This is a genomic window from Streptomyces sp. A3M-1-3 (assembly GCF_024213665.1).
In the GTDB taxonomy this organism is placed as follows: domain Bacteria; phylum Actinomycetota; class Actinomycetes; order Streptomycetales; family Streptomycetaceae; genus Streptomyces.
This window is the reverse complement of record NZ_JANAVP010000010.1, coordinates 39027-63691: the sequence shown is the minus strand read 5'-3', so window position 1 is coordinate 63691 and position 24665 is coordinate 39027. Positions and strand designations below refer to the sequence as shown.

The 24665-nt window shown below is 70.2% G+C and carries 19 protein-coding genes and 2 pseudogenes; 9 read left to right on the top strand and 12 right to left on the bottom strand.

Going from position 1 to position 24665, the window contains the following annotated elements; all coding sequences use genetic code 11:
- Positions 1-35 precede the first annotated feature (35 nt).
- The 9 genes from pssA to NLX86_RS13725 all read right to left on the bottom strand — a co-directional run bounded on the left by pssA (position 36) and on the right by NLX86_RS13725 (position 10987).
- Positions 36-893: a CDP-diacylglycerol--serine O-phosphatidyltransferase gene (pssA, locus tag NLX86_RS13765; RefSeq protein WP_254371957.1), complete on the bottom strand. Its 858-nt coding sequence runs from the start codon at positions 891-893 to the stop codon at positions 36-38.
- Entirely contained in the window at positions 880-1527 is a 648-nt protein-coding gene (locus NLX86_RS13760) for a phosphatidylserine decarboxylase (RefSeq protein ID WP_254371956.1), read from the bottom strand. The genes pssA and NLX86_RS13760 overlap by 14 nt, the downstream gene beginning before the upstream one ends.
- 168 nt (positions 1528-1695) lie before the next feature.
- Positions 1696-2901, bottom strand: coding sequence for an acyl-CoA dehydrogenase family protein (locus NLX86_RS13755; protein WP_254371955.1), 1206 nt, complete (start codon positions 2899-2901; stop codon positions 1696-1698).
- A gap of 2 nt (positions 2902-2903) precedes the next feature.
- A complete protein-coding gene (locus NLX86_RS13750; RefSeq protein WP_254371954.1) occupies positions 2904-3446 on the bottom strand; it encodes a MaoC family dehydratase in 543 nt (180 codons plus the stop codon).
- Positions 3447-3524: 78 nt separating this feature from the next.
- Positions 3525-4490 (bottom strand): CoA ester lyase, encoded by a 966-nt coding sequence (locus NLX86_RS13745; protein WP_254371953.1) that lies wholly within the window; start codon positions 4488-4490, stop codon positions 3525-3527.
- Positions 4487-6499, bottom strand: a complete 2013-nt coding sequence (locus tag NLX86_RS13740) for a protein meaA (RefSeq protein ID WP_254371952.1) — start codon at positions 6497-6499, stop codon at positions 4487-4489. The genes NLX86_RS13745 and NLX86_RS13740 overlap by 4 nt, the downstream gene beginning before the upstream one ends.
- A 10-nt stretch (positions 6500-6509) precedes the next feature.
- Positions 6510-7883 carry a crotonyl-CoA carboxylase/reductase gene (ccrA, locus tag NLX86_RS13735; protein ID WP_254371951.1) on the bottom strand — a complete coding sequence of 458 codons (1374 nt, stop codon included), beginning with the start codon at positions 7881-7883 and terminating at the stop codon, positions 6510-6512.
- A 337-nt stretch (positions 7884-8220) separates the two neighbouring features.
- Positions 8221-9063: a TetR family transcriptional regulator gene (locus tag NLX86_RS13730; RefSeq protein ID WP_254371950.1), complete on the bottom strand. Its 843-nt coding sequence runs from the start codon at positions 9061-9063 to the stop codon at positions 8221-8223.
- 115 nt (positions 9064-9178) lie between these two features.
- Positions 9179-10987: a 3-hydroxyacyl-CoA dehydrogenase family protein gene (locus NLX86_RS13725; RefSeq protein WP_254371949.1), complete on the bottom strand. Its 1809-nt coding sequence runs from the start codon at positions 10985-10987 to the stop codon at positions 9179-9181.
- A gap of 335 nt (positions 10988-11322) precedes the next feature.
- Here NLX86_RS13725 and NLX86_RS13720 point away from each other — a divergent pair, with 335 nt between their 5' ends.
- From NLX86_RS13720 to NLX86_RS13710, 3 genes are read left to right on the top strand one after another with little or no spacing between them, the layout of a single operon-like run.
- A complete protein-coding gene (locus tag NLX86_RS13720) occupies positions 11323-11967 on the top strand; it encodes a HEAT repeat domain-containing protein (RefSeq protein WP_254371948.1) in 645 nt (214 codons plus the stop codon).
- 19 nt (positions 11968-11986) lie between these two features.
- Positions 11987-12370: a UDP binding domain-containing protein gene (locus tag NLX86_RS13715; RefSeq protein WP_254371947.1), complete on the top strand. Its 384-nt coding sequence runs from the start codon at positions 11987-11989 to the stop codon at positions 12368-12370.
- Positions 12371-12400: 30 nt separating this feature from the next.
- A complete protein-coding gene (locus NLX86_RS13710) occupies positions 12401-12727 on the top strand; it encodes a MazG-like family protein (protein WP_254371946.1) in 327 nt (108 codons plus the stop codon).
- 79 nt (positions 12728-12806) lie between these two features.
- Here NLX86_RS13710 and NLX86_RS35030 read toward each other — a convergent pair.
- The 3 genes and pseudogenes from NLX86_RS35030 to NLX86_RS13695 form a co-directional block, all read right to left on the bottom strand.
- Positions 12807-13005: pseudogene (locus NLX86_RS35030) on the bottom strand (RidA family protein); the annotation flags it as partial.
- A 98-nt stretch (positions 13006-13103) separates the two neighbouring features.
- Positions 13104-14687, bottom strand: a complete 1584-nt coding sequence (locus tag NLX86_RS13700; RefSeq protein ID WP_254371945.1) for an alpha/beta hydrolase — start codon at positions 14685-14687, stop codon at positions 13104-13106.
- Positions 14688-14802: 115 nt separating this feature from the next.
- A pseudogene (locus NLX86_RS13695) lies at positions 14803-15444 on the bottom strand (radical SAM protein); the annotation flags it as partial.
- Between the two features lie 203 nt (positions 15445-15647).
- Between NLX86_RS13695 and NLX86_RS13690 the strand changes: the two are divergent.
- The 6 genes from NLX86_RS13690 (at position 15648) to NLX86_RS13665 (ending at position 24651) form a co-directional block, all read left to right on the top strand.
- The gene (locus NLX86_RS13690; protein ID WP_254371944.1) at positions 15648-16091 is read left to right on the top strand and encodes an SRPBCC family protein; all 444 of its coding nucleotides are present in this window, start codon (positions 15648-15650) and stop codon (positions 16089-16091) included.
- Positions 16092-16383: 292 nt separating this feature from the next.
- Positions 16384-18849 (top strand): MFS transporter, encoded by a 2466-nt coding sequence (locus tag NLX86_RS13685; protein ID WP_254371943.1) that lies wholly within the window; start codon positions 16384-16386, stop codon positions 18847-18849.
- A 157-nt stretch (positions 18850-19006) separates the two neighbouring features.
- Positions 19007-21529 (top strand): SpoIIE family protein phosphatase, encoded by a 2523-nt coding sequence (locus tag NLX86_RS13680; RefSeq protein WP_254371942.1) that lies wholly within the window; start codon positions 19007-19009, stop codon positions 21527-21529.
- An 83-nt stretch (positions 21530-21612) separates the two neighbouring features.
- Positions 21613-22368 (top strand): class I SAM-dependent methyltransferase, encoded by a 756-nt coding sequence (locus NLX86_RS13675; RefSeq protein ID WP_254371941.1) that lies wholly within the window; start codon positions 21613-21615, stop codon positions 22366-22368.
- A gap of 107 nt (positions 22369-22475) precedes the next feature.
- On the top strand, positions 22476-23309 hold the full coding sequence (locus NLX86_RS13670; protein WP_254371940.1) for a M55 family metallopeptidase: 834 nt from the start codon (positions 22476-22478) through the stop codon (positions 23307-23309).
- Position 23310: 1 nt separating this feature from the next.
- Entirely contained in the window at positions 23311-24651 is a 1341-nt protein-coding gene (locus NLX86_RS13665; protein ID WP_254371939.1) for a M20/M25/M40 family metallo-hydrolase, read from the top strand.
- The last annotated feature ends 14 nt before the right edge of the window (positions 24652-24665 follow it).

The window sequence follows — 24665 nt, the reverse complement described above, 5'->3', positions numbered from 1 at the left end:
ATCGCACTCGGGGCCCGCACCGTTTCCGTACCGGGTCAAGGCAGCTCAGCTGCCCGCGCCTCGCGGCGGTTGTGGCGGAACGTGTTCACCCGTCGCGTGGTCGCGAAGAGCGGGATCACCGCGCCCATGACCACCTGCAGCGCGCAGCCGGTCTGGAGCAGGAACTGGCCGCCCGGCGCGTCGAACGCCCACGCCGCCAGCAGCCCCATCGCGCCGACTATCCAGCTGAGCATCGCGACCGCGAGGATGCCCCGCGGCTTCGGGTACTCGACCCGGCTCACCATCAGCCAGGCCACTCCGATGATCGCGAGCAGCGTCGGCACGAAGGGGAGCTCGAGCAGCACGATCGAGACGACCGTGAGCGCGCCGAAGGGGCTCGGCATGCCCTGGAACATGCCGTCCTTCATCGTCACGCACGAGAATCTCGCAAGCCGCAGCACCACCGCCAGCAGCACCACGATCGCAGCCAGCGCCGACACCCGCTGGTGCGCGTCGTCGGCGACCATGCCGTACACGAGCACGAAGTACGCCGGGGCGAGGCCGAAGCTGATCAGGTCGGAGAGGTTGTCCAGCTCCGCGCCCATCGGCGAGCTGCGCAGCTTGCGCGCGACCAGCCCGTCGCACAGGTCGAAGATCGCCGCGAGCAGCATCAGGATCACGGCGGTCGCGGCGCTGTGCCGCGCCATGCCGGTCTCCTCGCTGCCCGTGAGGTGCGGGATGAGGATCCCGGTGGTGGTGAAGTACACCGCCATGAATCCGCATGTGGCGTTACCGAGCGTGAGGGTGTCCGCTATCGACAGCCGCAGTGACAGCGGCATGTCCTCGGCTTCGTCCTCGTCCTCGACCGCCTCCGGCACCCAGCCGGCCTGAGTCTCCGGATCAATCACGGTCAATTCGAGTCACCCCCGCGGTGGTGGTCTGGCCGACCTCGACCGCGACATCGACACCTTCCGGAAGGTAGATGTCGACCCGCGAGCCGAAGCGGATCAGACCGATGCGCTCGCCCTGCTCCACCTTGGTGCCCTGCGGGAGGTACGGGACGATGCGCCGGGCGACAGCACCCGCGATCTGCACCATCTCGATGTCGCCGAGCTCGGTGTCGAAGTGCCAGACAACGCGCTCGTTGTTCTCGCTCTCCTTGTTGAACGCGGGGACGAACCCGCCGGGGATGTGCTCGACGGACGTCACGGTGCCCGCGAGGGGCGCCCGGTTGACGTGCACGTTGAGCGGGCTCATGAAGATCGCGACGCGGGTACGTCCGTCCTTCCACGGCATGATGCTCTGCACCACACCGTCGGCCGGCGAGATGACCCGGCCCTGGGTGATCTCGCGCTCGGGGTCGCGGAAGAACCACAGCATGCCCGCCGCCAGAGCGGTGGTGGGCACGGCGACGGCAGCCCATCGCCCGGACTTACGAGCCCGGGCGAGGCTGAGCGCCGCGGTGGCGACGGTCGGCAGAAGCCACGGCGATGCTCCGCGCGCGAGGCGGACGCGGCCGCGTGGTGCAGAGGTTTGGCTGTGGGGCATGGATGACCTTCGTAGCGGATGATGCCGCGCAGGCAACGGGGGACGGCGGCTTTCCGGCGATGCTATCGGTTGAGTGCAACAACTGGGCAAGCCAGAAGCCGAGTCGGCGGCCTGAAGCCGATGACAGGGCGTGACATCGTCGCGGTTAAATCCCCACAAAGAGGTCTTTCAGCCCTGGAACCGGTACTCCTCGAGCAGCCGCCGCCCAATGATCATTTTCTGGATCTCGGCGGTACCTTCGCCGATCAGCAGCATCGGGGCCTCCCGGTAGAGGCGCTCGATCTCGTACTCCTTCGAGAACCCGTATCCGCCGTGAATGCGGAACGCGTCCTCGACGACCTCTTTGCAGTATTCGGAGGCGAGGTACTTCGCCATCCCCGCTTCGAGGTCGTTTCGTTGTCCGGAGTCCTTTTTGCGTGCTGCGTTCACCATCATCGCATGGGCGGCCTCGACCTTGGTAGCCATCTCGGCCAGTTTGAACTGGATCGCCTGGTGCTGAGCGATCGGCTTTCCGAAGGTCTGACGCTGCTGGGCGTACGAAACGCCCAGCTCGAACGCACGCTGAGCGACACCGCAGCCACGCGCCGCCACATTCACGCGGCCGACTTCGACGCCGTCCATCATTTGGTAAAACCCTCGGCCCGTCGCGCCGCCGAGTACACGATTGGCCGGAATGCGCAGTCCGTCCATGATGAGTTCCGTGGTGTCGACACCCTTGTAACCCATCTTGTCGATCTTCCCGGGGATGGTCAGGCCCGGACGGACCTCACCGAAGCCCGGCTCCTTCTCGACGAGGAAGGTCGTCATCGACTTGTGCGGGGCCGTGCCCTCAGGGTGTCCTTCGTCACTCCGGCACAGCACCGCCACCAGATTCGACGTGCCGCCGTTCGTCAGCCACATCTTCTGACCGGTCAGCACGTACTCCTCGCCGTCCTTCACGCCCTTCGACGTGATGGCCGACACATCGGAGCCAAGGGCCGGCTCGGACATCGAGAACGCGCCGCGCACCTCGCCCAGCGCCATCCGCGGCAGGAAGGTGTCCTTCTGCTCCTGGGTGCCGTGCTGCTTGAGCATGTACGCCACGATGAAGTGGGTGTTGATGATGCCCGAGACGGACATCCAGCCCCGCGCTATCTCCTCGACGCACAGCGCGTACGTGAGCAGCGACTCGCCCAGACCCCCGTACTCCTCCGGGATCATCAGCCCGAACAGGCCGAGTTCCTTGAGGCCTTCGACGATCTGCGTCGGGTACTCGTCGCGGTGCTCCAGCTCGGTCGCGACCGGAATGATCTCCTTGTCGACGAAGTCCCGGACGGTGGCCAGGATTTCCTGCTGGATGTCGGTCAGCCCGGGGGTCTGGGCGAGTCGGCTCATGGCTACTTCTCCTGGCTCTTGAGCTCCGGGCGGCCGGGCTGCTCTCCCCCTGGGCTACCGCCCGGGAGGTGCCCCCAGCCGCGCTCCTTGATGTACGTCTCGGTCGGGACCATCACCTTGCGCCGGAACACGCAGACGAGGGTGCCGTCCTGCTTGTAGCCCTTGGTCTCGACGTAGACGATCCCGCGGTCGTTCTTCGACTTCGACGGGGTCTTGTCGAGGACGGTCGTCTCGCCGTAGATCGTGTCGCCGTGGAAGGTCGGCGCCACGTGCTTCAGCGACTCGATCTCCAGGTTGGCGATGGCCTTCCCGGAGACGTCCGGGACCGACATGCCCAGCAGCAGCGAGTAGATGTAGTTGCCGACGACGACGTTCTGGCCGAAGTCGGTGGTCTTCTCGGCGTAGTTGCTGTCCATGTGCAGCGGGTGGTGGTTCATGGTGAGCAGACAGAAGAGGTGGTCGTCGTACTCGGTGACCGTCTTCCCGGGCCAGTGCCGATAGACGTCGCCGACCGTGAATTCCTCATAGGTGCGGCCAAACTGCATAGTGCCTCTCCGGGGTGCTGCCAGGCCCCTGCGGGGCCCGGGGTGGGGATGGGGTAGCGCCCGACCTGCCGGCCGCCGTCAGGCGGAAGGCGCTTCGAACTTGGACGTGCGCTGCATGCCGGCCGCGCGTCCCTTGCCCGCGATCACGAGGGCCATCTTGCGGCTGGCCTCGTCGATCATCTCGTCGCCGAGCATCGCGGAGCCCTTCTTGCCGCCCTCCTCCGAGGTGCACCACTCGTACGCGTCGAGAATCAGCTCCGCGTGGTCGTAGTCCTCCTGGGAGGGCGAGAAGACCTCGTTGGCCGCGTCGACCTGGCCGGGGTGCAGCACCCACTTGCCGTCGAAGCCGAGGGCGGCGGCGCGGCCGGCCACCTCGCGGTACGCGTCCACGTCGCGGATCTGCAGGAACGGGCCGTCGATGGCCTGCAGGTCGTGCGTGCGGGCCGCCATCAGGATGCGCATCAGGATGTAGTGGTACGCGTCCGCCGGGTAGCCGGGCGGCTGCATGCCGACGACCAGGGACTTCATGTTGATGGAGGCCATGAAGTCGGCCGGGCCGAAGATGATGGTCTCCAGGCGCGGCGAGGCGGCGGCGATCTCGTCGACGTTCACCAGACCCTTGGCGTTCTCGATCTGCGCCTCGATGCCGATCTTCCCGACCTCGAAGCCCATCGTCTTCTCGATCTGGGTGAGCAGGAGGTCGAGCGCGACGACCTGCTGGGCGTCCTGGACCTTCGGCAGCATGATGCAGTCGAGGTTCTGGCCGGCGCCCTCGACGACCGTGATGACGTCACGGTACGTCCAGTGCGTCGTCCAGTCGTTGACGCGCACGACCCGCGTCTTGCCCGTCCAGTCGCCGTTGTTCAGCGCGTCGACGATGGTGTGCCTGGCGCCCTCCTTGGCGAGCGGCGCGCACGCGTCCTCCAGGTCCAGGAAGACCTGGTCGGCCGGCAGGCCCTGGGCCTTCTCCAGGAAGCGCGGGTTGGAACCCGGTACGGCCAGGCACGAGCGGCGCGGACGCAGACGGTTCACGGGCGTTGTCATGCGGGGACCTCCAGAGGGTCGAGCTTGTTCGCTTTCCGGATCTCGTCGACGATACGGCCGATGATCTCCGTAATACCGAAGTCCTTCGGGGTGAATACGGCGGCCACACCGGCCGCACGCAGATCCTCGGCGTCGGCGTTCGGGATGATCCCGCCCACGATCACCGGAATGTCGGCGGCGCCGGCCTCGCGCAGCCGGCCGAGCACGTCCGGCACCAGCTCGGCGTGCGAGCCGGACAGGATCGACAGCCCGACGCAGTGCACGTCCTCCGCGAGCGCCGCGTTGACGATCTGCTCGGGCGTCAGCCTGATGCCCTGGTAGACCACCTCGAAGCCCGCGTCGCGGGCCCGGACGGCGATCTGCTCGGCACCGTTGGAGTGCCCGTCCAGGCCGGGCTTGCCGACCAGCAGCCGCAGCCGGCCGGAGCCCAGCTCGTCCGCGGTACGGGACACCTTCTCCCGTACGACCGCCAGCGGGGTCCCCGCCTCGGCGGTGACCGCGACCGGGGCGCTGCTGACGCCCGTCGGAGCGCGGAACTCGCCGAAGACATCCCGCAGCGCCCAGGACCACTCGCCGGTCGTGACGCCCGCGCGGGCGCACTCGACGGTGGCGGCCATCATGTTGGCGGTGCCCGCGGCGGCCTTCTTCAGGGCGGCCAGCGCCTCGGTGGCGCGGGCCTCCTCGCGGTTGTCCCGCCACTCGTGCAGCTTGGCGACGACCCGCGCCTCGTTCGCCGGGTCGACCGTCATGATCGCGGTGTCGAGGTCCGCGGTGAGTGGGTTGGGCTCGGTCGTCTCGAAGATGTTGACGCCGATGATCTTCTCGTCGCCGGCCTCGATCCGGGCCCGCCGCTCGGCGTGCGAGGAGACCAGCTGCGACTTGAGGTAGCCGGACTCGACGGCCGCCATCGCGCCGCCCATCTCCTGGATCCGGTCGATCTCGGCGAGGCACTCGTCGACCAGCGAGGACACCTTGGCCTCGATGACGTGCGACCCCGCGAAGATGTCCTCGTACTCCAGCAGGTCCGACTCGTGCGCGAGGACCTGCTGGATGCGCAGCGACCACTGCTGGTCCCAGGGCCGGGGCAGCCCCAGCGCCTCGTTCCAGGCCGGCAGCTGCACCGCGCGGGCGCGCGCGTCCTTGGAGAGGGTGACGGCCAGCATTTCCAGGACTATGCGCTGGACGTTGTTCTCCGGCTGCGCCTCGGTCAGGCCCAGGGAGTTGACCTGGACGCCGTAGCGGAAGCGGCGCTGCTTCTCGTTCTCGATGCCGTACCGCTCGCGGGTGACCTTGTCCCAGATACGGCCGAAGGCGCGCATCTTGCACATCTCCTCGATGAAGCGGACGCCCGCGTTCACGAAGAAGGAGATACGGGCGACGACATCGCCGAACTTCTCGGCCGGCACCTGGCCGCTGTCGCGGACCGCGTCCAGCACGGCGATGGCCGTGGACATCGCGTACGCGATCTCCTGGACCGGCGTGGCGCCCGCCTCCTGCAGGTGGTAGCTGCAGATGTTGATCGGGTTCCACTTGGGGATGTGCGCCACCGTGTACGTGATCATGTCGGTGGTCAGGCGCAGCGAAGGGCCGGGCGGGAAGACGTGCGTCCCGCGCGAGAGGTACTCCTTGACGATGTCGTTCTGCGTCGTCCCCTGGAGCTTGGTGGCGTCGGCGCCCTGCTCCTCCGCCACCACCTGGTAGAGCGCCAGCAGCCACATGGCGGTGGCGTTGATCGTCATGGACGTGTTCATCTGCTCCAGCGGGATGTCCTGGAACAGCCGCCGCATGTCGCCCAGGTGCGAGACCGGGACCCCGACCCGGCCCACCTCGCCGCGGGCGAGGATGTGGTCGGGGTCGTAGCCGGTCTGCGTCGGCAGGTCGAACGCGACCGACAGACCGGTCTGGCCCTTGGCGAGGTTGCGCCGGTAGAGCTCGTTGGACGCCTCGGCGGTCGAGTGACCGGCGTACGTCCGCATGAGCCAGGGCCGGTCCTTCTGACGCTCTGTCATCTGCGGGACCTCAGACGTTCCGGCTCGGCTGGATGGTCCGCTCCGCCGGCGCGTCACGGAACAGGTTGATGGCGTCGATGTGCTTCTCGCGGAGCTCCTCGTTACGGACGCCCATGCCCTCGCGGGGAGCGAGCGCCAGCACGCCGACCTTGCCCTGGTGGAGGTTGCGGTGCACGTCGTACGCGGCCTGGCCGGTGTCGTCGAGCGAGTAGACCTTCGACAGGGTGGGGTGGATCTTGCCCTTGGCGATCAGGCGGTTGGCCTCCCACGCCTCGCGGTAGTTGGCGAAGTGCGAGCCGATGATGCGCTTGAGCGACATCCACAGGTAACGGTTGTCGTACTCGTGGTTGTAGCCCGAGGTGGAGGCGCAGGTCACGATGGTGCCGCCCTTGCGGGTGACGTACACCGAGGCGCCGAAGGTCTCGCGGCCCGGGTGCTCGAAGACGATGTCCACGTCCTCGCCGCCGGTCAGTTCGCGGATCTGCTTACCGAAGCGCTTCCACTCGCGGGGGTCCTGGTTGTGCTCGTCCTTCCAGAACTTGTAGCCCTCGGCGCTGCGGTCGATGATCGCCTCTGCGCCCATCTTCCGGCAGATGTCCGCCTTCTGCTCGCTGGACACCACACAGATGGGGTTGGCGCCGCCGGCCAGCGCGAACTGGGTGGCGTACGAACCGAGTCCGCCGCTCGCGCCCCAGATCAGCACGTTGTCGCCCTGCTTCATGCCGGCGCCGTTACGGGAGACGAGCTGGCGGTAGGCGGTCGAGTTGACCAGGCCGGGGGCGGCCGCCTCCTCCCAGCTGAGGTGCTGGGGCTTGGGCATCAGCTGGTTGGACTTGACGAGGGCTATCTCGGCGAGGCCGCCGAAGTTGGTCTCGAAGCCCCAGATGCGCTGCTCGGGGTCGAGCATCGTGTCGTTGTGGCCGTCCGAGGACTCCAGCTCGACCGAGAGGCAGTGCGCGACGACCTCGTCGCCCGGGCGCCAGGCGTTGACGCCGGGGCCGGTGCGCAGCACGACGCCCGCCAGGTCGGAGCCGATGACGTGGTACGGCAGGTCGTGGCGCTTGGTGAGCGGCGAGAGCCTTCCGTACCGCTCCAGGAAGCCGAAGGTGGACACCGGCTCGAAGATCGAGGTCCAGACGGAGTTGTAGTTCACCGAGCTGGCCATGACGGCCACCAGGGCCTCGCCCGGGCCGAGCTCGGGGACGGCCACGTCCTCGATGTGGAGGGACTTGCGTGGGTCCTTGTCGCGGCTGTCGACGCCGGCGAACATGTCGGCCTCGTCCTTGTGCACGGTCACCGCGCGGTACGACTCGGGGATGGACAGGGCCGCGAAGTCCGCGGCGGTGCTGTCGGTCGCCTGAATGGCGTCCAGGATTTCCTTCACGGTTTGCCTCCGGCGAAGCGCGTTGCGGGGAACGCTTGAGGGGACGGCGGGGGTGCCATCGGTTCGGCGGGTGGTGAGATGAGCGCGGTAGCGCGAAGGGTGCCTGGTGACGCAGGCGGTCCGGGCGCGCAGGCGGTGCGGCTTGCGGGGACAGCCGGCGTACGAGAGGTCTCTGCACGCCGGCCGCCCGGACCCCTTCAACGTATGGCACCGCGTGTCAGGTGACAAGGCACTGCGTGCCAATATTTTCGCGCAGATGTCACCCGTCCGCCACACATGAGCAACAACGGCCGCCCCGAGGGGGCGGCCGTTGCGTTGGGTGTCCGGTTGTGTGCGGTCAGCTGTTGTTCTTCAGGGCCCGCTCGATCGTGCGCATGACCTCGTCCAGCGGGGCGTCCGTACGCGCCACCGCGACCAGGACGTCGCCCTCCGTACGCACCGCGGCCGGGACGGACGAGGCGGACGGCGCGGAGGTGCCGGCGGTCCGGCCGGCCCCTATCCCCGTACCGAAGGTGTCCCGGACGATGGCGAAGGCATGGTCGAGCTGTGCCTCCACGTCGCCCTGGCCACCCGCGCGCAGCCAGCGGCGCAGGACATGGTTGTGAGCGGTGACGACGGCGGAGGCGGCCACCTCGGCGAGCAGCGGGTCGTCGTTGTCGTCGTGGTGGTCGTGCTCGTCGAAGTGGCCCAGCAGATAGCGCGTGAACAGCCGCTCGTAGCGGGCCACCGAGGCGATCTCGCGCTCCCGCAGGGTCGGCACCTCGCGGGTCAGCCGGTAGCGCTCCACGGAGACCGCGGGCGACGCCGCGTACATCCGCATGACTTCCTTGATGCCCCGGCACACCGTATCGAGCGGGTGCTCGTGCGGCGGAGCCGCGTCCAGGACCGCTTCGGCCCTGATCAGGGTGTCGTCGTGGTCCGGGAAGATCGCCTCTTCCTTGGAGCGGAAGTGCCGGAAGAAGGTCCGGCGGGCGACCCCGGCCGCAGCCGCGATCTCGTCGACCGTCGTCGCCTCGTACCCCTTGGTCGCGAAGAGCTCCATGGCCGCCGTCGCCAGTTCGCGGCGCATTTTGAGCCGCTGCGCGGCAGCGCGACTGCCCGCGGCACTTTCCGGAACGTCGGACGCGGAGGCGGTACGGGTGGACTTGGCGGACTGGGACATGAGCTGAACGTACTGCATTCGTGCAGGAGAGCGCGTCTGTGGGGCCGGATGCGGGGGCGGACTGCCTGTGTGCCCCTCCCACGCCGAAGGCTGTGGGGGAGGTTCGAGCAGCCCTCCCCACTCCGGCCGCGGTTCAGCGTCGGGCATACTCGCGGAAGCCGCGGCCCGTCTTGCGGCCGAGGCAGCCCGCCGCGACCAGGTGCTCAAGGAGCGGCGCGGGGGCCAGACCCGGGTCGCGGAACTCGCGGTGCAGCACCTTCTCGATCGCGAGGGAGACGTCCAGGCCCACCACGTCGAGCAGTTCGAACGGCCCCATCGGGTAGCCGCCGCCGAGCTTCATCGCGGCGTCGATGTCGTCGAGCGTCGCGTAGTGCTGCTCGACCATCTTGATCGCGTTGTTGAGGTACGGGAACAGCAGCGCGTTGACGATGAAGCCGGCCCGGTCGCCGCAGTCCACCGGGTGCTTGCGGATCCTCGCGCAGACCTCGCGCACGGTGGCGTGGACGTCGTCCAGGGTCAGGACCGTGCGCACCACCTCGACCAGCTTCATGGCCGGCGCCGGGTTGAAGAAGTGCATACCGATGACGTCCTGCGGGCGCGAGGTGGCGCGCGCGATGGCGACGACGGGCAGCGAGGAGGTGGTGGTGGCCAGCACCGCGCCCGGCTTGCAGACCTTGTCGAGCGTCGCGAAGAGCTGCTGCTTGACGTCCAGATCCTCGGCCACCGCCTCGACGGCCAGATCGACGTCCGAGAAGGCGTCGAGCGAGCCGGCCGCGGTGATCCGGGCGAGCGTCTCGTCCCGCGCCTCGGCGGTCAGCCGGCCCTTCTCCACCGAGCGGGCCAGCGACTTGGCGATCCGGGCCTTCGCCGTCTCCGCCTTCTCCGGGCTGCGGGCCGCGAGCACGACGCCGTACCCGGCCTTCGCGAAGACCTCCGCGATACCGCTGGCCATGGTGCCGGAGCCGGCCACGCCGACCGAGGCGACGGTACGGCCCGCCCCGAGCTCGGCGCTCTCCAGCGGCGTGAGGGCGTCCCGGACCACGGCCCCGCTGCCCGGCGCCTCGTACGTGTAGAACCCGCGGCCGGACTTGCGGCCGGTCAGGCCCGCCTCGCTGAGCTGCCCCAGGATCGGCGCGGGCGCGTGCAGCCGGTCGCGGGAGTCGGCGTACATCGCCTCCAGGACGGTACGGGCGGTGTCGACGCCGATCAGGTCGAGCAGGGCCAGCGGGCCCATCGGCAGGCCGCAGCCCAGCTTCATCGCGGCGTCGATGTCCTCGCGGGAGGCGTACTTGGCCTCGTACATCGCGGCGGCCTGGTTGAGGTAGCCGAACAGCAGCCCGTCGGCGACGAAGCCCGGCCGGTCGCCGACCGCGACAGGCTCCTTGCCCAGGTCGCGGGCGAGCTGGGTGACGGCCTCGACGGCCGTCGGCGCGGTCAGCACGGACGAGACGACCTCGACCAGCTTCATGGCCGGTGCCGGGTTGAAGAAGTGCAGGCCCAGCACGCGCTCGGGGTGCGCGGAGTCGGCGGCCAGCCGGGTCACCGAAAGGGCGTTGGTGCCGGTGGCGAGGATCGCGGTGGGCTTGACGACCGCGTCGAGCCCCGCGAAGACCTGGTGCTTGATCTCGTACGACTCCGGGACGACCTCGATCACCAGATCGGCGTCGGCCGCGGCCTGCAGATCGGAGAAGGTGCGGAACCGGGACAGCAGGTCGCGGCGCTCCTGCTCGGTGAGCCGCTCGCGCTCCACGGCGCGGGCGGTCGAGGCCTCCAGGGCGGCGACGGCCTGACGGCCGGCCGCCTCGCTGATGTCGATGCCGATGACCTCGCGGCCGGCGCGGGCCAGGACCTCGGCGATGCCGGTGCCCATGGTGCCGAGGCCGACGACGGCGATCGTGTTCAGGGGCGCTGCGGGACTGGGCTGGGTGGACTGACGGTCCATCGCGGGACTCCAGTGATGAGTGACGACTGAGGGGAGGCACACGCATCGCGGGTACGCCAAGGCGCGCGAACAGGCGCGCGGCGTGCGGATGTCGTGTGTCGTGGCGAGTGCCGACGGACTCTGTCCCGGAGTCGCGTCGCAAAGAGGTACCGAACCGACTGACACTCGTGGCGGCTGCGTCACCAGGCCGCCCTGAGTTGAGCTGGCGGTCGTACGGCCGAGGTAGGGCCGCATTGACTCGCTCGTATGAGCTTAACCGGCGGGTAACGAGCGCGCCACCCCCCGGGAACCGTGATCTGCACCGCACCCCGGCCCGCGGTCCGTACGCTGGCGTCATGGGTGGGGAGCTGCGGGAGCTGACGGTCCGGATCAGGCACGAAGTGAGCGACCCGGCCGAACTGGCCGCCTACGAGAAGCTGATCGCGACGGACGACCACGGCCTGCTCGCCGGAGTGCTCACCGCGACCGGCCGGCCGCTGTGGGCCCGGGAGATCGCCGCCTTCCGGCTCGGCTGCGCCGGCGACCGGCGGGCCTTCGAGACCCTGGTGCTGCTCCTCAACCACCGCGAACCGGCGCGCTGCGCCTCCGCCGCGTACGCGCTCGCGCGGCTCGGCGACCCGCGCACCGCCAGGGCGGCCGCCGCCCTCGCCACCAACGCGCTGCGCACGGCGTACGCGCTGCATCCCGTGCGCCTGCTCACCGAGCTACGGGCGCCCGAGTCCGTGCCGGCGCTGACCGCCACCCTGCACCGGCTGCTCGCCCCGCAGGAGCCGTACTGGCGCGTGGCCCTCGCCTGCGTGGAGGGCCTCGGCATCCTCGGCGACCGGCGGGCGGAGCCCGTCCTCACCCAGGCGCGGGATCACCCACGGCTGGGCGCCGCGGCGGCGGAGGCGCTCAGCCGCCTCGCGACGCAGCCGTCCTCCTCCGCGCCGCCGAACAGTCAACGAATCCCGCCCCACCGCCGCGCTCACCCTCATTGAGCAAACCCTCGGCCGCAGCGTGAGCGGCACCCGCGTCACCGTCTGGGGCGCCTCCTTCAAGGCCGGCACCGACGATGTTCGTGAATCCCCCGCGCTCGCGATTGCCGCCCTCATGCACCGGCGCGGCGCCACCGTCACCGTCCACGACCCCCACGCCGTGGCCACCGCCCTGCGCCGCCACCCCGAGCTCGACTACGCCGAAGACCTGGAGGACTCGGCGAAGGACGCGGAACTGATCGTCCTGGCCACCGAGTGGCCCCAGTTCCGCGACGCCGACCCCAAGGCCCTCGCCTCCCTGGTCGCGGACCCGGTCCTCGTGGACCTCCGCAACCTCCTGTACGCCGATGCCTGGCGCTTGGCCGGATGGACGGTACGTCAGCTCGGACGACCCGCACAGGAATAGCCCTGCCCGACCCATCGATCGGAGACCGTCATGGACGCCCTGTGGGACAACATCGAGAAGCTCTCTGCCGTCTGCCGCAAGGCTGGCGAACACCTCCCCGACGAAGAGCTGAAAAGCCTCCAGATCGGCAAGGTAGCGGAGGAGGCCGGCGACGCCATGCACGCCCTCCACGGCCTGAAGGGCCTCACCACCTGCGGCGACGAACACGGCTGGGACGAGATCCACAACGACCTCGTAGGAGCCGTCATCGCCGCCCTGCTGGCCATGCATTACGTCGACCCGGCCGGCGCCCGCACCACCTTTGACGAGATCTTCCACCGCCGCACCCGCAGGGGCCGCGAAGACGCAGCCGCCTGACGCTTTCCCCGCATGACACCGGCGGCCCCCGTCTCCGCGACACGGGCCGCCGGCCTGCCGCGTCGAGATGCTGGCCCGCGATCGCGAACGCCTCGATCTCCACCAGCAGTTCGGGGCGGAACGGTTGCTGCGACCTGGACGGCCGAACTGGCCGGTGGGCGCTGCGTGTCGATGACCTCGTCGCGCGCGGTACGGACGGCCGAGAGGTGGGCGATATCGGTGACGAGAAAGGTCCGCTTTACCACGTCGTCGAAAGTGGCGCCGGCCGCCGCGAGGCAGGCTGTACCCATTGCCGGGGGCGACGTCGACGGGTGCGGAGATGTGGGTGAGTCGGTTCTCCGTCACGCCCAAGCTCACGCACCCGTCGGCGTGCGGGTCAGGACCTGAAGCCGAGCAGCCCGTGCAGGGTGGCACCTCCCGTGCGGCCGGTGCCCGTGGCCGCCTTTGTTGCCGGGAGCGGCTTCGGTTCGGGCAGGGCGTCGCAGACCGCGTCCGCTCCGCCCGCGCTGGCGCGCGGCACCGTGCCGGTGGCCAGGTAGTCCGCCAGGTAGCGGTCCAGGCAGGCGTTTCCGCTCAGTGAGATGCCGTGGTTGCCGCCGCCCTGCTCGACCACCAGGCTGGAGCCGCGCAGTTTGCGGTGTACGCGGGCGGCGCCTTCGTACGGCGTCGCCGCGTCGTCGGTCGCCTGGAACAGCAGCACCGGCGGCAGTGAGGCGTTCGAGACGTCCGGCGGGGTGAGTGACCTGGTGCTCCAGGAGGCGCACGGGGCGTTGTACCAGGCGTTGTTCCAGGTCATGAAGGGCGCCTTAGCGTGCGCATGCCACATGTCCCGGCGCCAGGTGTTCCAGTTTCGCGGCCAGGCGGCGTCCCGGCACTGCACCGCGGCGTAGACGCTGTAGCCGTTCTCTCCCGCCGCGTCGACGGCGGCGAAGTTCTCGTACGCCTCGACCAGCGGGGCCTCGTCCTTCTCTGCCTTCGTGTACGCGGCGAACGCCTCGGCCAGATACGGCCAGTAGCCGTTGAAGTAGCCGCCGGGCATGAAGGTGTCCTCCAGCTCCGACGGGCCGACCTTCCCGCCGGCCGGGTTCTTCCCCACGGCCGAGCGCATGCGGTACCACTTCGCCTCGACCGTCGCGGGGTTGGAGCCGAGCCCGTACGTACTGTCGTGCCGGGCGACCCACGCCATGAACGCCTTGTGCCGGGCGTCGAAGGCGTAGTTCTGCGCAAGGTTGGCGTCGTACCAGACGCCGCCCGGGTCGACGACCGAGTCGAGCACCACCCGCCGTACCCGCTGCGGGAAGAGCTTGGCGTACACGGCGCCGAGATAGGTGCCGTACGAGTAGCCGAAGTAGTTGATCCGCGGTGCGCCCAGCGCGTGCCGGATGTAGTCCAGGTCCTTGGCCGTGCTCACCGTGTCGATGTGCTTCAGCAGACCGCCGTGCCGGCCGGCGCAGGCCCGCGCGAAGGACTGGACCCGGTCGAGGTTGGCCCGCTCCTCGGCGATGCTGCGCGGTACGGAGCCCGGCCGGACCGGCGCGGCGTGGCCGGGCCCGCAGTGCAGCGCCGGCTCGCTCTTCCCCACGCCGCGCGGGTCAAAGCCGACCACGTCGTACTGTGCCGCGACCTCCTTGGGCAGCGAGGAGGCGACGAAGCCGGCCAGCGTGAGGCCGCTGCCACCCGGTCCGCCCGGGTTGACCAGCAGCGGGCCCTGCGACTTCGCGGCGGTGTGCCGGACCCGCGACAGCGCGAGGGTGATCTTCTTGCCCTTCGGGCGGGCGTGGTCCAGGGGGACCGCGACCGAGGAGCACTGGAGTGTCGGATAGGTCTTCGTGGAGCAGTTCGTCCACTTGAGGGCGGTGCGCGGCGCTGCCGGGCCGGTGCTCGCGGCGGACGGAACGGCTGTGACCGTCCCCGCCATCACCGCGGCGACGCCGAACAGAACTGCTGCGCGCTTCTTCATAGGGCCTCCCGGCCGACAGGGTGCTGGGCTGTGGGCCCACAGCCCAGGCCGCATCGTCCAGGAATCCGTGCCCAGAAGGAGGCGTTCTGCAGAGAATTGGCCCGATTTGGTGACGTCAGAGGAGGGTGAGCTGAGTCGGCTCGGTGAACTCCGGCTCCGGCGTGGCCGGTATCCGCCGCGCGACACCCCGCCGGGACGGGACGATACCGAACTCGGTTGCCAGTTCATGCACTTGGCGGGTGATCCGGCGCTGGTACCACTTGGGCGCGTAGGCCCCCGCGGCGTACAGCCGTTCGTACCGGCGTACGAGATACGGATGGTGTTCGGCCAGCCAGGCCATGAACCATTCGCGCGCACCGGGCCGCAGATGGAGTACGAGCGGTGTCACCGAGGTGGCGCCGGAGGCGGCGATCGCGCGCACCGTCGCGCGCAGCTGGTCGGGCGAGTCGCCGAGGAAGGGGATCACCGGGGCCATCAGCACCCCGCAGCCGATGCCGGCCTCGGTGAGCGCGCGGACGACGTCGAGGCGGCGCTCGGGCGAGGGCGTGCCCGGCTCGACCGTGCGCCACAGGGCGCTGTCGATGAAGCCGACGGAGACGGAGATGCCGACGTCGGTGACCTCGGCGGCCTGCTGGAGCAGGTCGAGATCGCGCAGGATCAGCGTGCCCTTGGTGAGGATGGAGAACGGGTTCGCGTGGTCGGCGGAACTCGGGCGTGTCGAACGTCCGGGTGACGACCGCGTCCGCCCCGAAGAGCGCGGCGGGCGAGCCCGGCATTGGTGCAGGCTGGTTTTCGGCCAGATTGTCCCAGCGCATGGCGCCTCCGCGGTAGCACTGGCCACAGAATAGAACACATGTTCCCTTGATCGTGCGAGGACCCGGATTTGGGCGGCCGTGCTCCAGGTGGTTGGCTTGCCGCGACCCCCTCACCACTAGCTACTACGAGTCCTGGAGGACAGGCATGGCGCAGGTCGAGGCCACCACGGAGCGGATCATCGCGGCGGACGCGGAGAAGGTGTTCGACGCACTGGCCGACTACACCGGGACCCGCGCCAAGCTGCTCCCCGAGCACTTCAGCGAGTACGAGGTGCGCGAGGGCGGCGACGGTGCGGGCACGCTCGTCCACTGGAAGCTCCAGGCGACGAGCAAGCGGATCCGCGACTGCCTGCTCGAGGTCACCGAGCCGACCGAAGGGCAGCTGGTCGAGAAGGACCGGAACTCCTCCATGGTGACCACCTGGACCGTCACCCCCGCGGGGGAGGGCAAGTCGAAGGCCGTCGTCACCACCGTGTGGGACGGCGCCGGCGGCATCGGCGGCTTCTTCGAGCGCACCTTCGCGCCCAAGGGACTTGGCCGCATCTACGACGCGGTGCTCGCCAAGCTCGCCGCCGAGATGGAGCGTTGACCCCTCGCGCGACCCTCGGTCGACACCCCGGTTGACCCCCGGTTGACCTGTCGGTTGACTCGTGACTGGCGCCCCGGTGCTCACCGGTTCGGGTGATCCTTTCCGCGGCGCCATGACGCGACGGGTGCGTTCCGCGCCGCGGGAAACCCGCTGATGAGCGCCGGACGGGCGCTCCCCGCAGGGCAGTTGGCGTCCTGCCCGTGCCGTGCTGTGGCGAAACGTCTCGCTTGCTCCCGCTTCTCGCGTAATGCGACAAAGGTCGGCGGCGCAGGCGCGACGAGGGGAGCAGCACGTGGGCGGGATCACTCTGGTGAAGGAGGAGCGGGCCGGTGCGCCCGCTCCCGCCGCAGCCGAAGGGGCCCCGCCGTCGGCCGCCCCCGCGTCCGCCGACGGAACGCTCAGTCCGTTCCGGCTGCGGATGGTCTTCTTCGGGCTGATGCTCACGCTGCTGCTAGCGGCGCTCGACCAGATGATCATCGCCACCGCACTGCCGAAAATCGTCGGTGAGCTGCACGGCCTGGACAAGATGTCCTGGGCGGTCACCTCGTACCTCCTCGCCTCGACCGTCGCCCTGCCCGTCTACGGAAAGCTGGGCGACCTCTTCGGTCGCAAGAGCGTCTTCCAGTTCGCGATCGTCGTCTTCGTCATCGGCTCCGCGCTCGCCGGCTGGTCCCGGACCATGGACCAGCTGATCGCCTTCCGGGCCGTCCAGGGCGTCGGCGGCGGCGGGCTGATGATCGGCGTCCAGGCGATCATGGCGGACATCGTCCCGCCACGGGAGCGCGGCCGGTTCATGGGACTGATCGGTGCCGCCTTCGGACTCGCCTCGGTGGCCGGACCGCTGCTCGGCGGCTTCTTCACCGACCACGCCTCCTGGCGCTGGTGCTTCTACCTCAACATCCCCTTCGGCCTGGTCACCCTGGTCCTCATCGCCGTCGTACTGAAACTCCCGAAGCCGCGGACCCGGGCCCGCCTCGACGTGGTGGGTGCGGTCCTGATGGCCGCCGCCTCCACCTGCCTGGTGCTGCTGACCAGTTGGGGCGGTACGGAGTACGACTGGGACTCGCGGGTCATCCTCGGGCTCGGCGCCGGAGCCCTCGGAACGACCCTCCTCTTCGTGGTCGTCGAGCACTACGCGCCCGAACCGATCATTCCGCTGCGGCTGTTCCGCGACTCGGTCTTCAACATCACCGCTGTCGTCGGGGCGGTGATCGGCGTGGCGCTGTTCGGCGCGGCCAGCTATCTGCCGACCTTCCTGCAGATGGCCGACGGCGCGAGCGCCACCGAGTCGGGGCTGCTGATGCTTCCGATGATGGGCGGCATCGTCATCGCCTCGGTCGTATCCGGGCAGCTGATCAGCAAGACCGGCCGCTACAAGGCGTATCCGGTCATCGGCAGTGCGGTCGCGGCGGTAGGCATGTGGCTGCTGTCGGGCCTGGAGGCCGGTACGCCACGTCTGGAGTACAGCATTTGGATGGCGGTGCTGGGTACCGGCATCGGCCTGGTGATGCCCGTACTCGTCCTCGCCGTCCAGAACGCCGTCGACCCGGCCGACCTGGGCGCCGCGACCAGCACCAACAACTACTTCCGGCAGATCGGCGGCAGCGTCGGCGCCGCCGTCTTCGGCACGCTGTTCGCCGACCGGCTCACCGACGCGCTCGCGGAGCGACTGCCGTCGGGCGCGGGCCTGCCGTCCCCCGAGTCGATCACCCCGCAGATGGTCCACGCCATGGAGCCCGCCCTGCGCGACGGCTACATCCAGGCCTATGCCGACGCCATGCCGCGGATCTTCCTCTACCTCGTGCCGGTGCTCGGCCTCGGCCTTCTGCTCGCCTTCTTCCTCAAGGAGAAACCGCTGGTGTCCCACAACGCCCCCGCCGCCGAACCCACATCCATCCCGCACGCACGCGCCGGGCGCGGCCCGGACCCCGGCAGCGGCGCCGGCAACAACACCGGCAGCAGCTCCGGGAACGGCACCGGACACGGCTCCGGGTACTCGGCGGGCGTGCCCGTCTGCGGCACGGTGCAGCACCACGACGGCAGTTCGGTGCCGCGCGCCGCGCTCACCCTCATCGACGTCTCCGGGCAGCAGATCGGGCGCGGCGCCAGCGGCGAGGACGGGCGGTACGCGCTGAGCGTGCCCGGCTCCGGCTCGTACGTCCTGATCGCGGCGGCCGGCGGCCACCAGCCGCAGGCCGTAAGCGTCACCGTGGGCGAACGGCCCGTGGACCTCGACGTGGTGCTCGGCGGGGCCGGCCGGCTCGCCGGATCCGTCGTCACGGCGGACGGCACTCCGGTCAGGGACGCCGCCGTCACGCTCACCGACGTACGCGGAGACGTCGTCGCGACGACCCGCAGCGGGCGCGAGGGCGGCTATGTGATGACGGAACTCGTAGCGGGGGAGTACACCCTGGCCGCCAGCGCCCCCGCCTTCCGCCCCGCCGCGCTCCCCGTGAGCGTGCAGTCCTCCCGGGAGACCCGGCAGGACATCGAACTGGCGGGCGGAGCCGTGCTGCGCGGTACGGTCCGGGCGAGCGGTGGACGGCCGGTCGAGGACGCCCGGGTCACCCTGCTCGACGCCGCCGGCAATGTCGTCGACACGCTGACCACGGGGCCGGACGGGGCATTCCGCTTCGTCGACCTTTCGTCGGGCGAGTACACGGTGATCGCCGCGGGCTATCCGCCCGTGGCCACAGTGCTCCAGGTGGCGGGTGGTGGGCGCACCGAACGGGACCTCCAGCTGGGCCACGAGGACTGAACCGGTACTCACCGGTACGCGGTTCCCGTTCGGGTGGCTGGGCCCCCGCGCGCGGGCGCACCACCTATTCGTGCGTTGCCCGGCGGGCGGCGCGCGCAGGGCCGTACCGTGGTGGAAGGAGTCGCAGATCTTACCGCGGGGAAGGAGCCTCCCACCCATGGACAGGGGCATTCCGACGGGCCTGCCGCGGCGGCGCGAAGTGGCCGGCCGGATTCCGCTTGCCGTGGTCGTCGTGGACGGCGACGGCCTGGTCTCGCACTGGAGCACGGGTGCGCGGCGGTTGTTCGGCCGCTCCAAGGAGGAGGCCGTCGGGCAGCCCGCCGTCGAGCTGCTGCCGGTCTCCGGGCCACTCAACGAGGCGGCGGAGGCGAACGCGGCGGCAGAGGTGGCCGAGGCGGTCGGGGTCGCGCCGGCGCGGGCCCGGGGAGCGTACGAAACGTACGACTCCGCCCGCGAGTTCGGGCCGGACCTCGAAGCCTCGCTGGGCGGCCGCACCTCCTACCCCGCGGCCGGCCGGGCCCGGCTGTCGGAGTCCGGACGCGAGCGGATCGACGTCCTGTGGTGGGCCTACCCGCTGATCGGGCCGGGGCCCGGACGGCTGCTCGTACTCGCCGCGGACGCGGACCGCCTGCACCGGGACGAGGAACTCGACGGCGATTCCCTGGAGCGCATCGCGCCGGGCTTCGCGCTGCACACCGAGTTCCCCGGCTTCGACGAACTCGCCCGCCGGCTACCCGAGATCCTGCCCAGCATGAGCGTCGGCGAGAGTTCCCGCATCGTCTCGCAGATCCTTGAACTGGGTTATCCGGTCCTGGAGTTCAGTCGGCACGACCGGGTGCCGGTCACCCCCGACTGGGGTGTGCCGAGGAGGGCCGAGCGCAGGGCGCGGCGGCGTCTGGCCGTCGAGGCCGTCGAGGCGGGGCAGGACTTTGAAGCCGCCGACGTCGAACAGGACCTCGAGTACGCGGCCGTGCGCGAGCGCCTCGAATTCCTCAACGAGGTCAGCGGCCGCATCGGTTCCTCGCTCGACCTCGCCCGTACGATCCAGGAGGTCAGCGCGGCCGTCGTGCCCCGGTTCACCGATGTGGCCGGCACCTATCTGCGCGAACAGGTCATCGCGGGCGAAGGCTTCCCCGCCGGACCGCCGGACGCCACCACGATGTGGCACCGGGTCGCCGTCGAGCACGTCGACGAACCGGGCCGGTGGGACGATGTGGTGCCGGTCGGCGAGTCCATGCCCTTCCCGGTGCACACCCCGTTCTTCCAGTGCATGACGACGGGCGAGCCGGTGCTCGTGCCCCGCATCAGCGAGCAGATGGGCGACGCCATCGCCTCGCAGTTCGAGAAGCGCGACATCCGTCCGCTGATCAACAACCGCTCCATGCTGGTCGTGCCGCTCAAGGCGCGCAACGTCGTGCTGGGATTCATGATCCTGCTGCGGCACGCGGAGCGGCCCGTCTTCAACGACATGGACCGGGTCACCGGGGCCGAACTCGCCGCCCGCGCCGGGCTCGTGCTTGACAATGCGCGCATGTACACCTACCAGGAGAGCGTCGCCGAGACCCTCCAGGACAGCATGCTCCCGCAGGTCATCCCGCAGATGGCGGGCTGCGACACGGCGACCCGCTACCTGCCCGGCACGCTGCTCGGGCGAGTCGGCGGCGACTGGTTCGACTCGGTCAAGCTGCCCGGCTCGCGCACCGCGCTGGTGGTGGGTGACGTCATGGGACACGGCCTCAACTCCGCCGCGATGATGGGCCAGTTGCGTACGGCAGTACAGACCATGGCCGCGCTTGACCTGCCGCCCGCACAGCTCCTGCGCAACCTCGACGACCTGGCGCAGCGGCTCGGCGAGCACTATCTGGCCACCTGTCTGTACGCGGTCTACGACCCGATCGCCGGCGAGCTGCAGATCGCCAACGCCGGCCACATCCCGCCAGTCCTGGTACGCGCCGAGGACGGCCGCAGCGAGCTGCTGGAGCTGCCGACCGGAGCGCCGATCGGGGTCGGCGGGGTGCCCTTCGAGTCGGTACGGGTGCCCGTCGCGCCCGGCGACCGGCTGGTGATGTGCACCGACGGCCTGGTCGAGGTACGTGGCGAGGACATCGGCGTCGGGCTCGCGACGCTCTGCGAGTCGGCCGCCCATCCCGCGGCCTCCATGGACGACGCCTGCGACACCATCATCCGCGCCCTCGCTGCGTCTCATTGGATTGAGGGCCGCGGCGGCCGCAAGGACGACGTGGCGCTGCTGATGGCCCGCCTCACCGGCATCGCGCCCGAGGACGTGGCCCGGTTCCAGCTCGCCATCGACCCGCGCGAGGCGGGCCGGGCGCGCCGGCTGGTCGCTGCCCAGCTGGACGACTGGGGGCTGGAGGAGGTGGCCGAGACAGCGGCCCTGCTGGCGGGCGAGGTCGTCACCAACGCCCTGCGCCACGCGCACAGCCGCCATGTGGAGCTGCGGCTGGTCCGCACCGGCACGCTGCTCTGCGAGGTGGAGGACGACGACCACACCCTGCCGACCCTGCTCAGCGCGGGAGCGGAGGCGGAATCGGGGCGCGGGCTGCGGGTGGTGAGCGCGCTGGCGCGGGAGTGGGGCACCAGCAGGACCGGCGCCGGCAAGACGGTGTGGTTCGAACTGTCGCTTCCACGGGTACGGCGTCCTGGCTCGAACGCGAGGTGAATGATTGCGCGGGCACCTTGTCCCGCGCGTCTTCGCGGCGGTAGACCGATCTTGACGTCGTGTCACATCCTGGGGAGTTGTTCATGAGCGTGACGAATCGGTACAGGGACGCGTGGGAAGGCTTCTGGCGCGAGGCGCCCGCCGCGGCCGGATCGGTGTTCTGGGACGCGGAGCCGGCCCGCACCTCGGGCATGCACCTCGCCCTCTTCGAACCCCATCTGGCGGAGCCCGATCTGCCGCTGATCGATCTCGGCTGCGGCAACGGCAGGCAGACCCACTTCCTCGCCGGCCGCTTTGCGCGGGTGATCGGGGCCGACCTGTCGGCCGCCGCGATCGCACACGCGCAGCAGGCGAAGGCGGACGGTGCGGCGGACGGTACGGCGGACGGCTTCGGCCGGGCCGCCTTCCGGGAACTCGACGCGGTCGACAAGAGTGCCGTACAGGAGCTGCACACCGAGACCGGAGACGCCAACGTCTATATGCGCGGCGTGCTGCACCAGTGCGAGCCGGCCGACCGGCAGCCGCTGGCGGACTCCATCGCGACCCTGGTCGGCGAGCGGGGGCGGGCCTTCGTCATCGAACTCGCGGAAGCGGCAAGGCCGTTGCTGGTGGGCCTGGCCCAGGGCCCGGCCGGCCCGCCGGCCAAGCTCCAGCCGGTCTTCGCACACGGCATCGCCCCCGGCGAGGTGCCGGACGAGGAGGTTCCACGGTTCTTCGGGGAAGCGGGACTGGCTGTACTGGCGAGCGGGGCGGCGACCCTGGCGACCACCGAGTACGCGCCGGACGGCTCGCGTATCGAACTGCCCTCGAACTGGCTGGTCGTAGGCCGTTCGGACTGACGAGGGAGGCCGGTGCCGGCCCGGCCGGGGGTCCGGGGGCTCCCCCCCCCGGGTGGCGCAGCCACAGGGGTGGGCAGGCCGGACGGCAGCGCGTAACGTTTTTGTCCATGAAGATCCTCATCTCTGCGGACATGGAGGGCGCCACCGGTGTGACCTGGCCGGCCGACGTGCTGCCGGGCACACCGCAGTGGGAGCGCTGCCGTGCGCTGTTCACCTCCGATGTGAACGCCGCCGTCCTCGGTTTCTTCGACGGCGGCGCCGACGAGGTGCTCATCAACGAGGCGCACTGGACCATGCGCAACCTGCTGCTGGAGCAGCTCGACGAGCGGGCCCAGATGCTCACCGGGCGCCACAAGTCGCTGTCCATGGTGGAGGGGGTGCAGTACGGCGACGTGGACGGCATCGCCTTTGTCGGCTACCACACGGGCGCGGGTACGGAAGGGGTGCTCGCGCACACGTATCTCGCCAACTCCATCACCGGGGTGTGGGTCAACGGCACACGGGCGAGCGAGGGCCTGCTCAACTCCCATGTCGTCGCCGAATACGGGGTGCCCGTCGTGCTTGTCACCGGGGACGACCTGACCTGCGAGGACGCCAAGGGGTACGCGCCGGGGGCCTGTGCGGTCGCGGTCAAGGACCATGTCTCGCGGTACGCGGCGGTGTGCCGCACCCCGACCCGTACCGCCGCGGACATCAGGGCGGCGGCCAAGGAAGCGGCCGGGCTGGCCGTGCGGCACGATCCGGTGCGCGGCGGGCCGTTCACCGTGCAGCTGGAGTTCGACGCGGAGCATCTGTCCGCCGCCGCGACCGTGGTGCCGGGCGTGGAGCGGACCGGCGAGCGGAAGGTCGCCTACGCCAGCGGAAGCATGTACGAGGGAATTCGCACCTTCAAAGCGGTCACGACGATCGTCTCGGCGGCGGTGGAAGAGCAGTATGGCTGACATGCAGCAGCCCATCGACGATCTCGCCCTCGACGAGGCGGTGCGGTTCACCTCCGAACTCATCCGCATCGACACCACCAACCGCGGCGGCGGGGACTGCCGTGAGCGGCCCGCCGCCGAGTACGTGGCGGAACGGCTGGCCGAGGCCGGGCTCGAACCGGCGCTGCTGGAACGCACCCCCGGACGCACCAACGTGGTGGCCAGAATCGAGGGCTCCGACCCGTCCGCCGACGCGCTGCTCGTCCACGGACACCTCGACGTGGTGCCGGCCGAGCCCGCCGACTGGCGTGTCCACCCCTTCTCCGGAGAGGTCCGGGACGGGGTGGTGTGGGGCCGTGGCGCGGTCGATATGAAGAACATGGACGCGATGGTGCTCGCCGTGGTGCGGGCCTGGGCGCGGGCGGCCAGAAGGGGACAGAACTGTCGGCCCCGCCGGGACATCGTGATCGCGTACACCGCGGACGAGGAGGCCAGCGCCGCCGACGGCTCCGCCTTCCTCGCCGACCACCACCCCGACCTCTTCGAGGGCTGTACGGAAGGCATCAGCGAAGCCGGCGCCTTCACCTTCCATGCCGGACCGGGGATGGCCCTCTATCCGATCGCGGCGGGGGAGCGCGGCACCCGCTGGCTGAAGCTCACCGCGTACGGCACCGCCGGCCACGGCTCCAAAGTCAACCGCGCCAACGCGGTGAGCCGGCTGGCGGGCGCCGTCGCCCGGATCGGGGAGCACGACTGGCCGGTGCGGCTCACTCCGACCGTGCGGGCCGCCCTGGCCGAACTCGCCGCGCTGCACGGCATCGAGACGGACGTCGCTGCCGCGGACCTCGACGTGGACGGGCTGCTGGCCAAACTGGGGCGGGCCGCCGCGCTGGTCGAGCCGACCGTGCGCAGCAGCACCAACCCGACCATGCTCGAAGCCGGCTACAAGATCAATGTGATTCCCGGCAGCGCCACGGCTTACATCGACGGGCGGGTGCTGCCCGGCGGCGAGGAGGAGTTCCGCACCACCCTGGACCGGCTCACCGGGCCGGACGTGGAGTGGGAGCTGGACCACCAGGAGCTCCCGCTCCAGGCCCCGGTCGACTCACCGACGTTCGCCAAGCTCCGCGCCGCCGTGGAGCGCTTCGACCCCGACGGGCATGTCGTGCCGTACTGCATGCCGGGCGGCACGGACGCCAAGCAGTTCTCCCGGCTCGGCATCACCGGCTACGGCTTCTCCCCGCTGAAACTTCCTCCGGGCTTCGACTACGCGGCACTCTTCCACGGCGTCGACGAGCGCGTCCCGGTCGAGGCGCTGCACTTCGGCGTCCGGGTGCTCGACCACTATCTGCAGTCCGCATAGGGGGAAGTGGCAGA

Coding starts and splice junctions, on each gene's coding strand:
- NLX86_RS13760 (WP_254371956.1), bottom strand. CDS start 1,527: ATGCCCCACAGCCAAACCTCTGCACCACGCGGCCGCGTCCGCCTCGCG.
- NLX86_RS13755 (WP_254371955.1), bottom strand. CDS start 2,901: ATGAGCCGACTCGCCCAGACCCCCGGGCTGACCGACATCCAGCAGGAA.
- NLX86_RS13750 (WP_254371954.1), bottom strand. CDS start 3,446: ATGCAGTTTGGCCGCACCTATGAGGAATTCACGGTCGGCGACGTCTAT.
- NLX86_RS13745 (WP_254371953.1), bottom strand. CDS start 4,490: ATGACAACGCCCGTGAACCGTCTGCGTCCGCGCCGCTCGTGCCTGGCC.
- NLX86_RS13740 (WP_254371952.1), bottom strand. CDS start 6,499: ATGACAGAGCGTCAGAAGGACCGGCCCTGGCTCATGCGGACGTACGCC.
- NLX86_RS13730 (WP_254371950.1), bottom strand. CDS start 9,063: ATGCAGTACGTTCAGCTCATGTCCCAGTCCGCCAAGTCCACCCGTACC.
- NLX86_RS13725 (WP_254371949.1), bottom strand. CDS start 10,987: ATGGACCGTCAGTCCACCCAGCCCAGTCCCGCAGCGCCCCTGAACACG.
- NLX86_RS13720 (WP_254371948.1), top strand. CDS start 11,323: ATGGGTGGGGAGCTGCGGGAGCTGACGGTCCGGATCAGGCACGAAGTG.
- NLX86_RS13710 (WP_254371946.1), top strand. CDS start 12,401: ATGGACGCCCTGTGGGACAACATCGAGAAGCTCTCTGCCGTCTGCCGC.
- NLX86_RS13700 (WP_254371945.1), bottom strand. CDS start 14,687: ATGAAGAAGCGCGCAGCAGTTCTGTTCGGCGTCGCCGCGGTGATGGCG.
- NLX86_RS13690 (WP_254371944.1), top strand. CDS start 15,648: ATGGCGCAGGTCGAGGCCACCACGGAGCGGATCATCGCGGCGGACGCG.
- NLX86_RS13680 (WP_254371942.1), top strand. CDS start 19,007: ATGGACAGGGGCATTCCGACGGGCCTGCCGCGGCGGCGCGAAGTGGCC.
- NLX86_RS13675 (WP_254371941.1), top strand. CDS start 21,613: ATGAGCGTGACGAATCGGTACAGGGACGCGTGGGAAGGCTTCTGGCGC.
- NLX86_RS13670 (WP_254371940.1), top strand. CDS start 22,476: ATGAAGATCCTCATCTCTGCGGACATGGAGGGCGCCACCGGTGTGACC.
- NLX86_RS13665 (WP_254371939.1), top strand. CDS start 23,311: ATGCAGCAGCCCATCGACGATCTCGCCCTCGACGAGGCGGTGCGGTTC.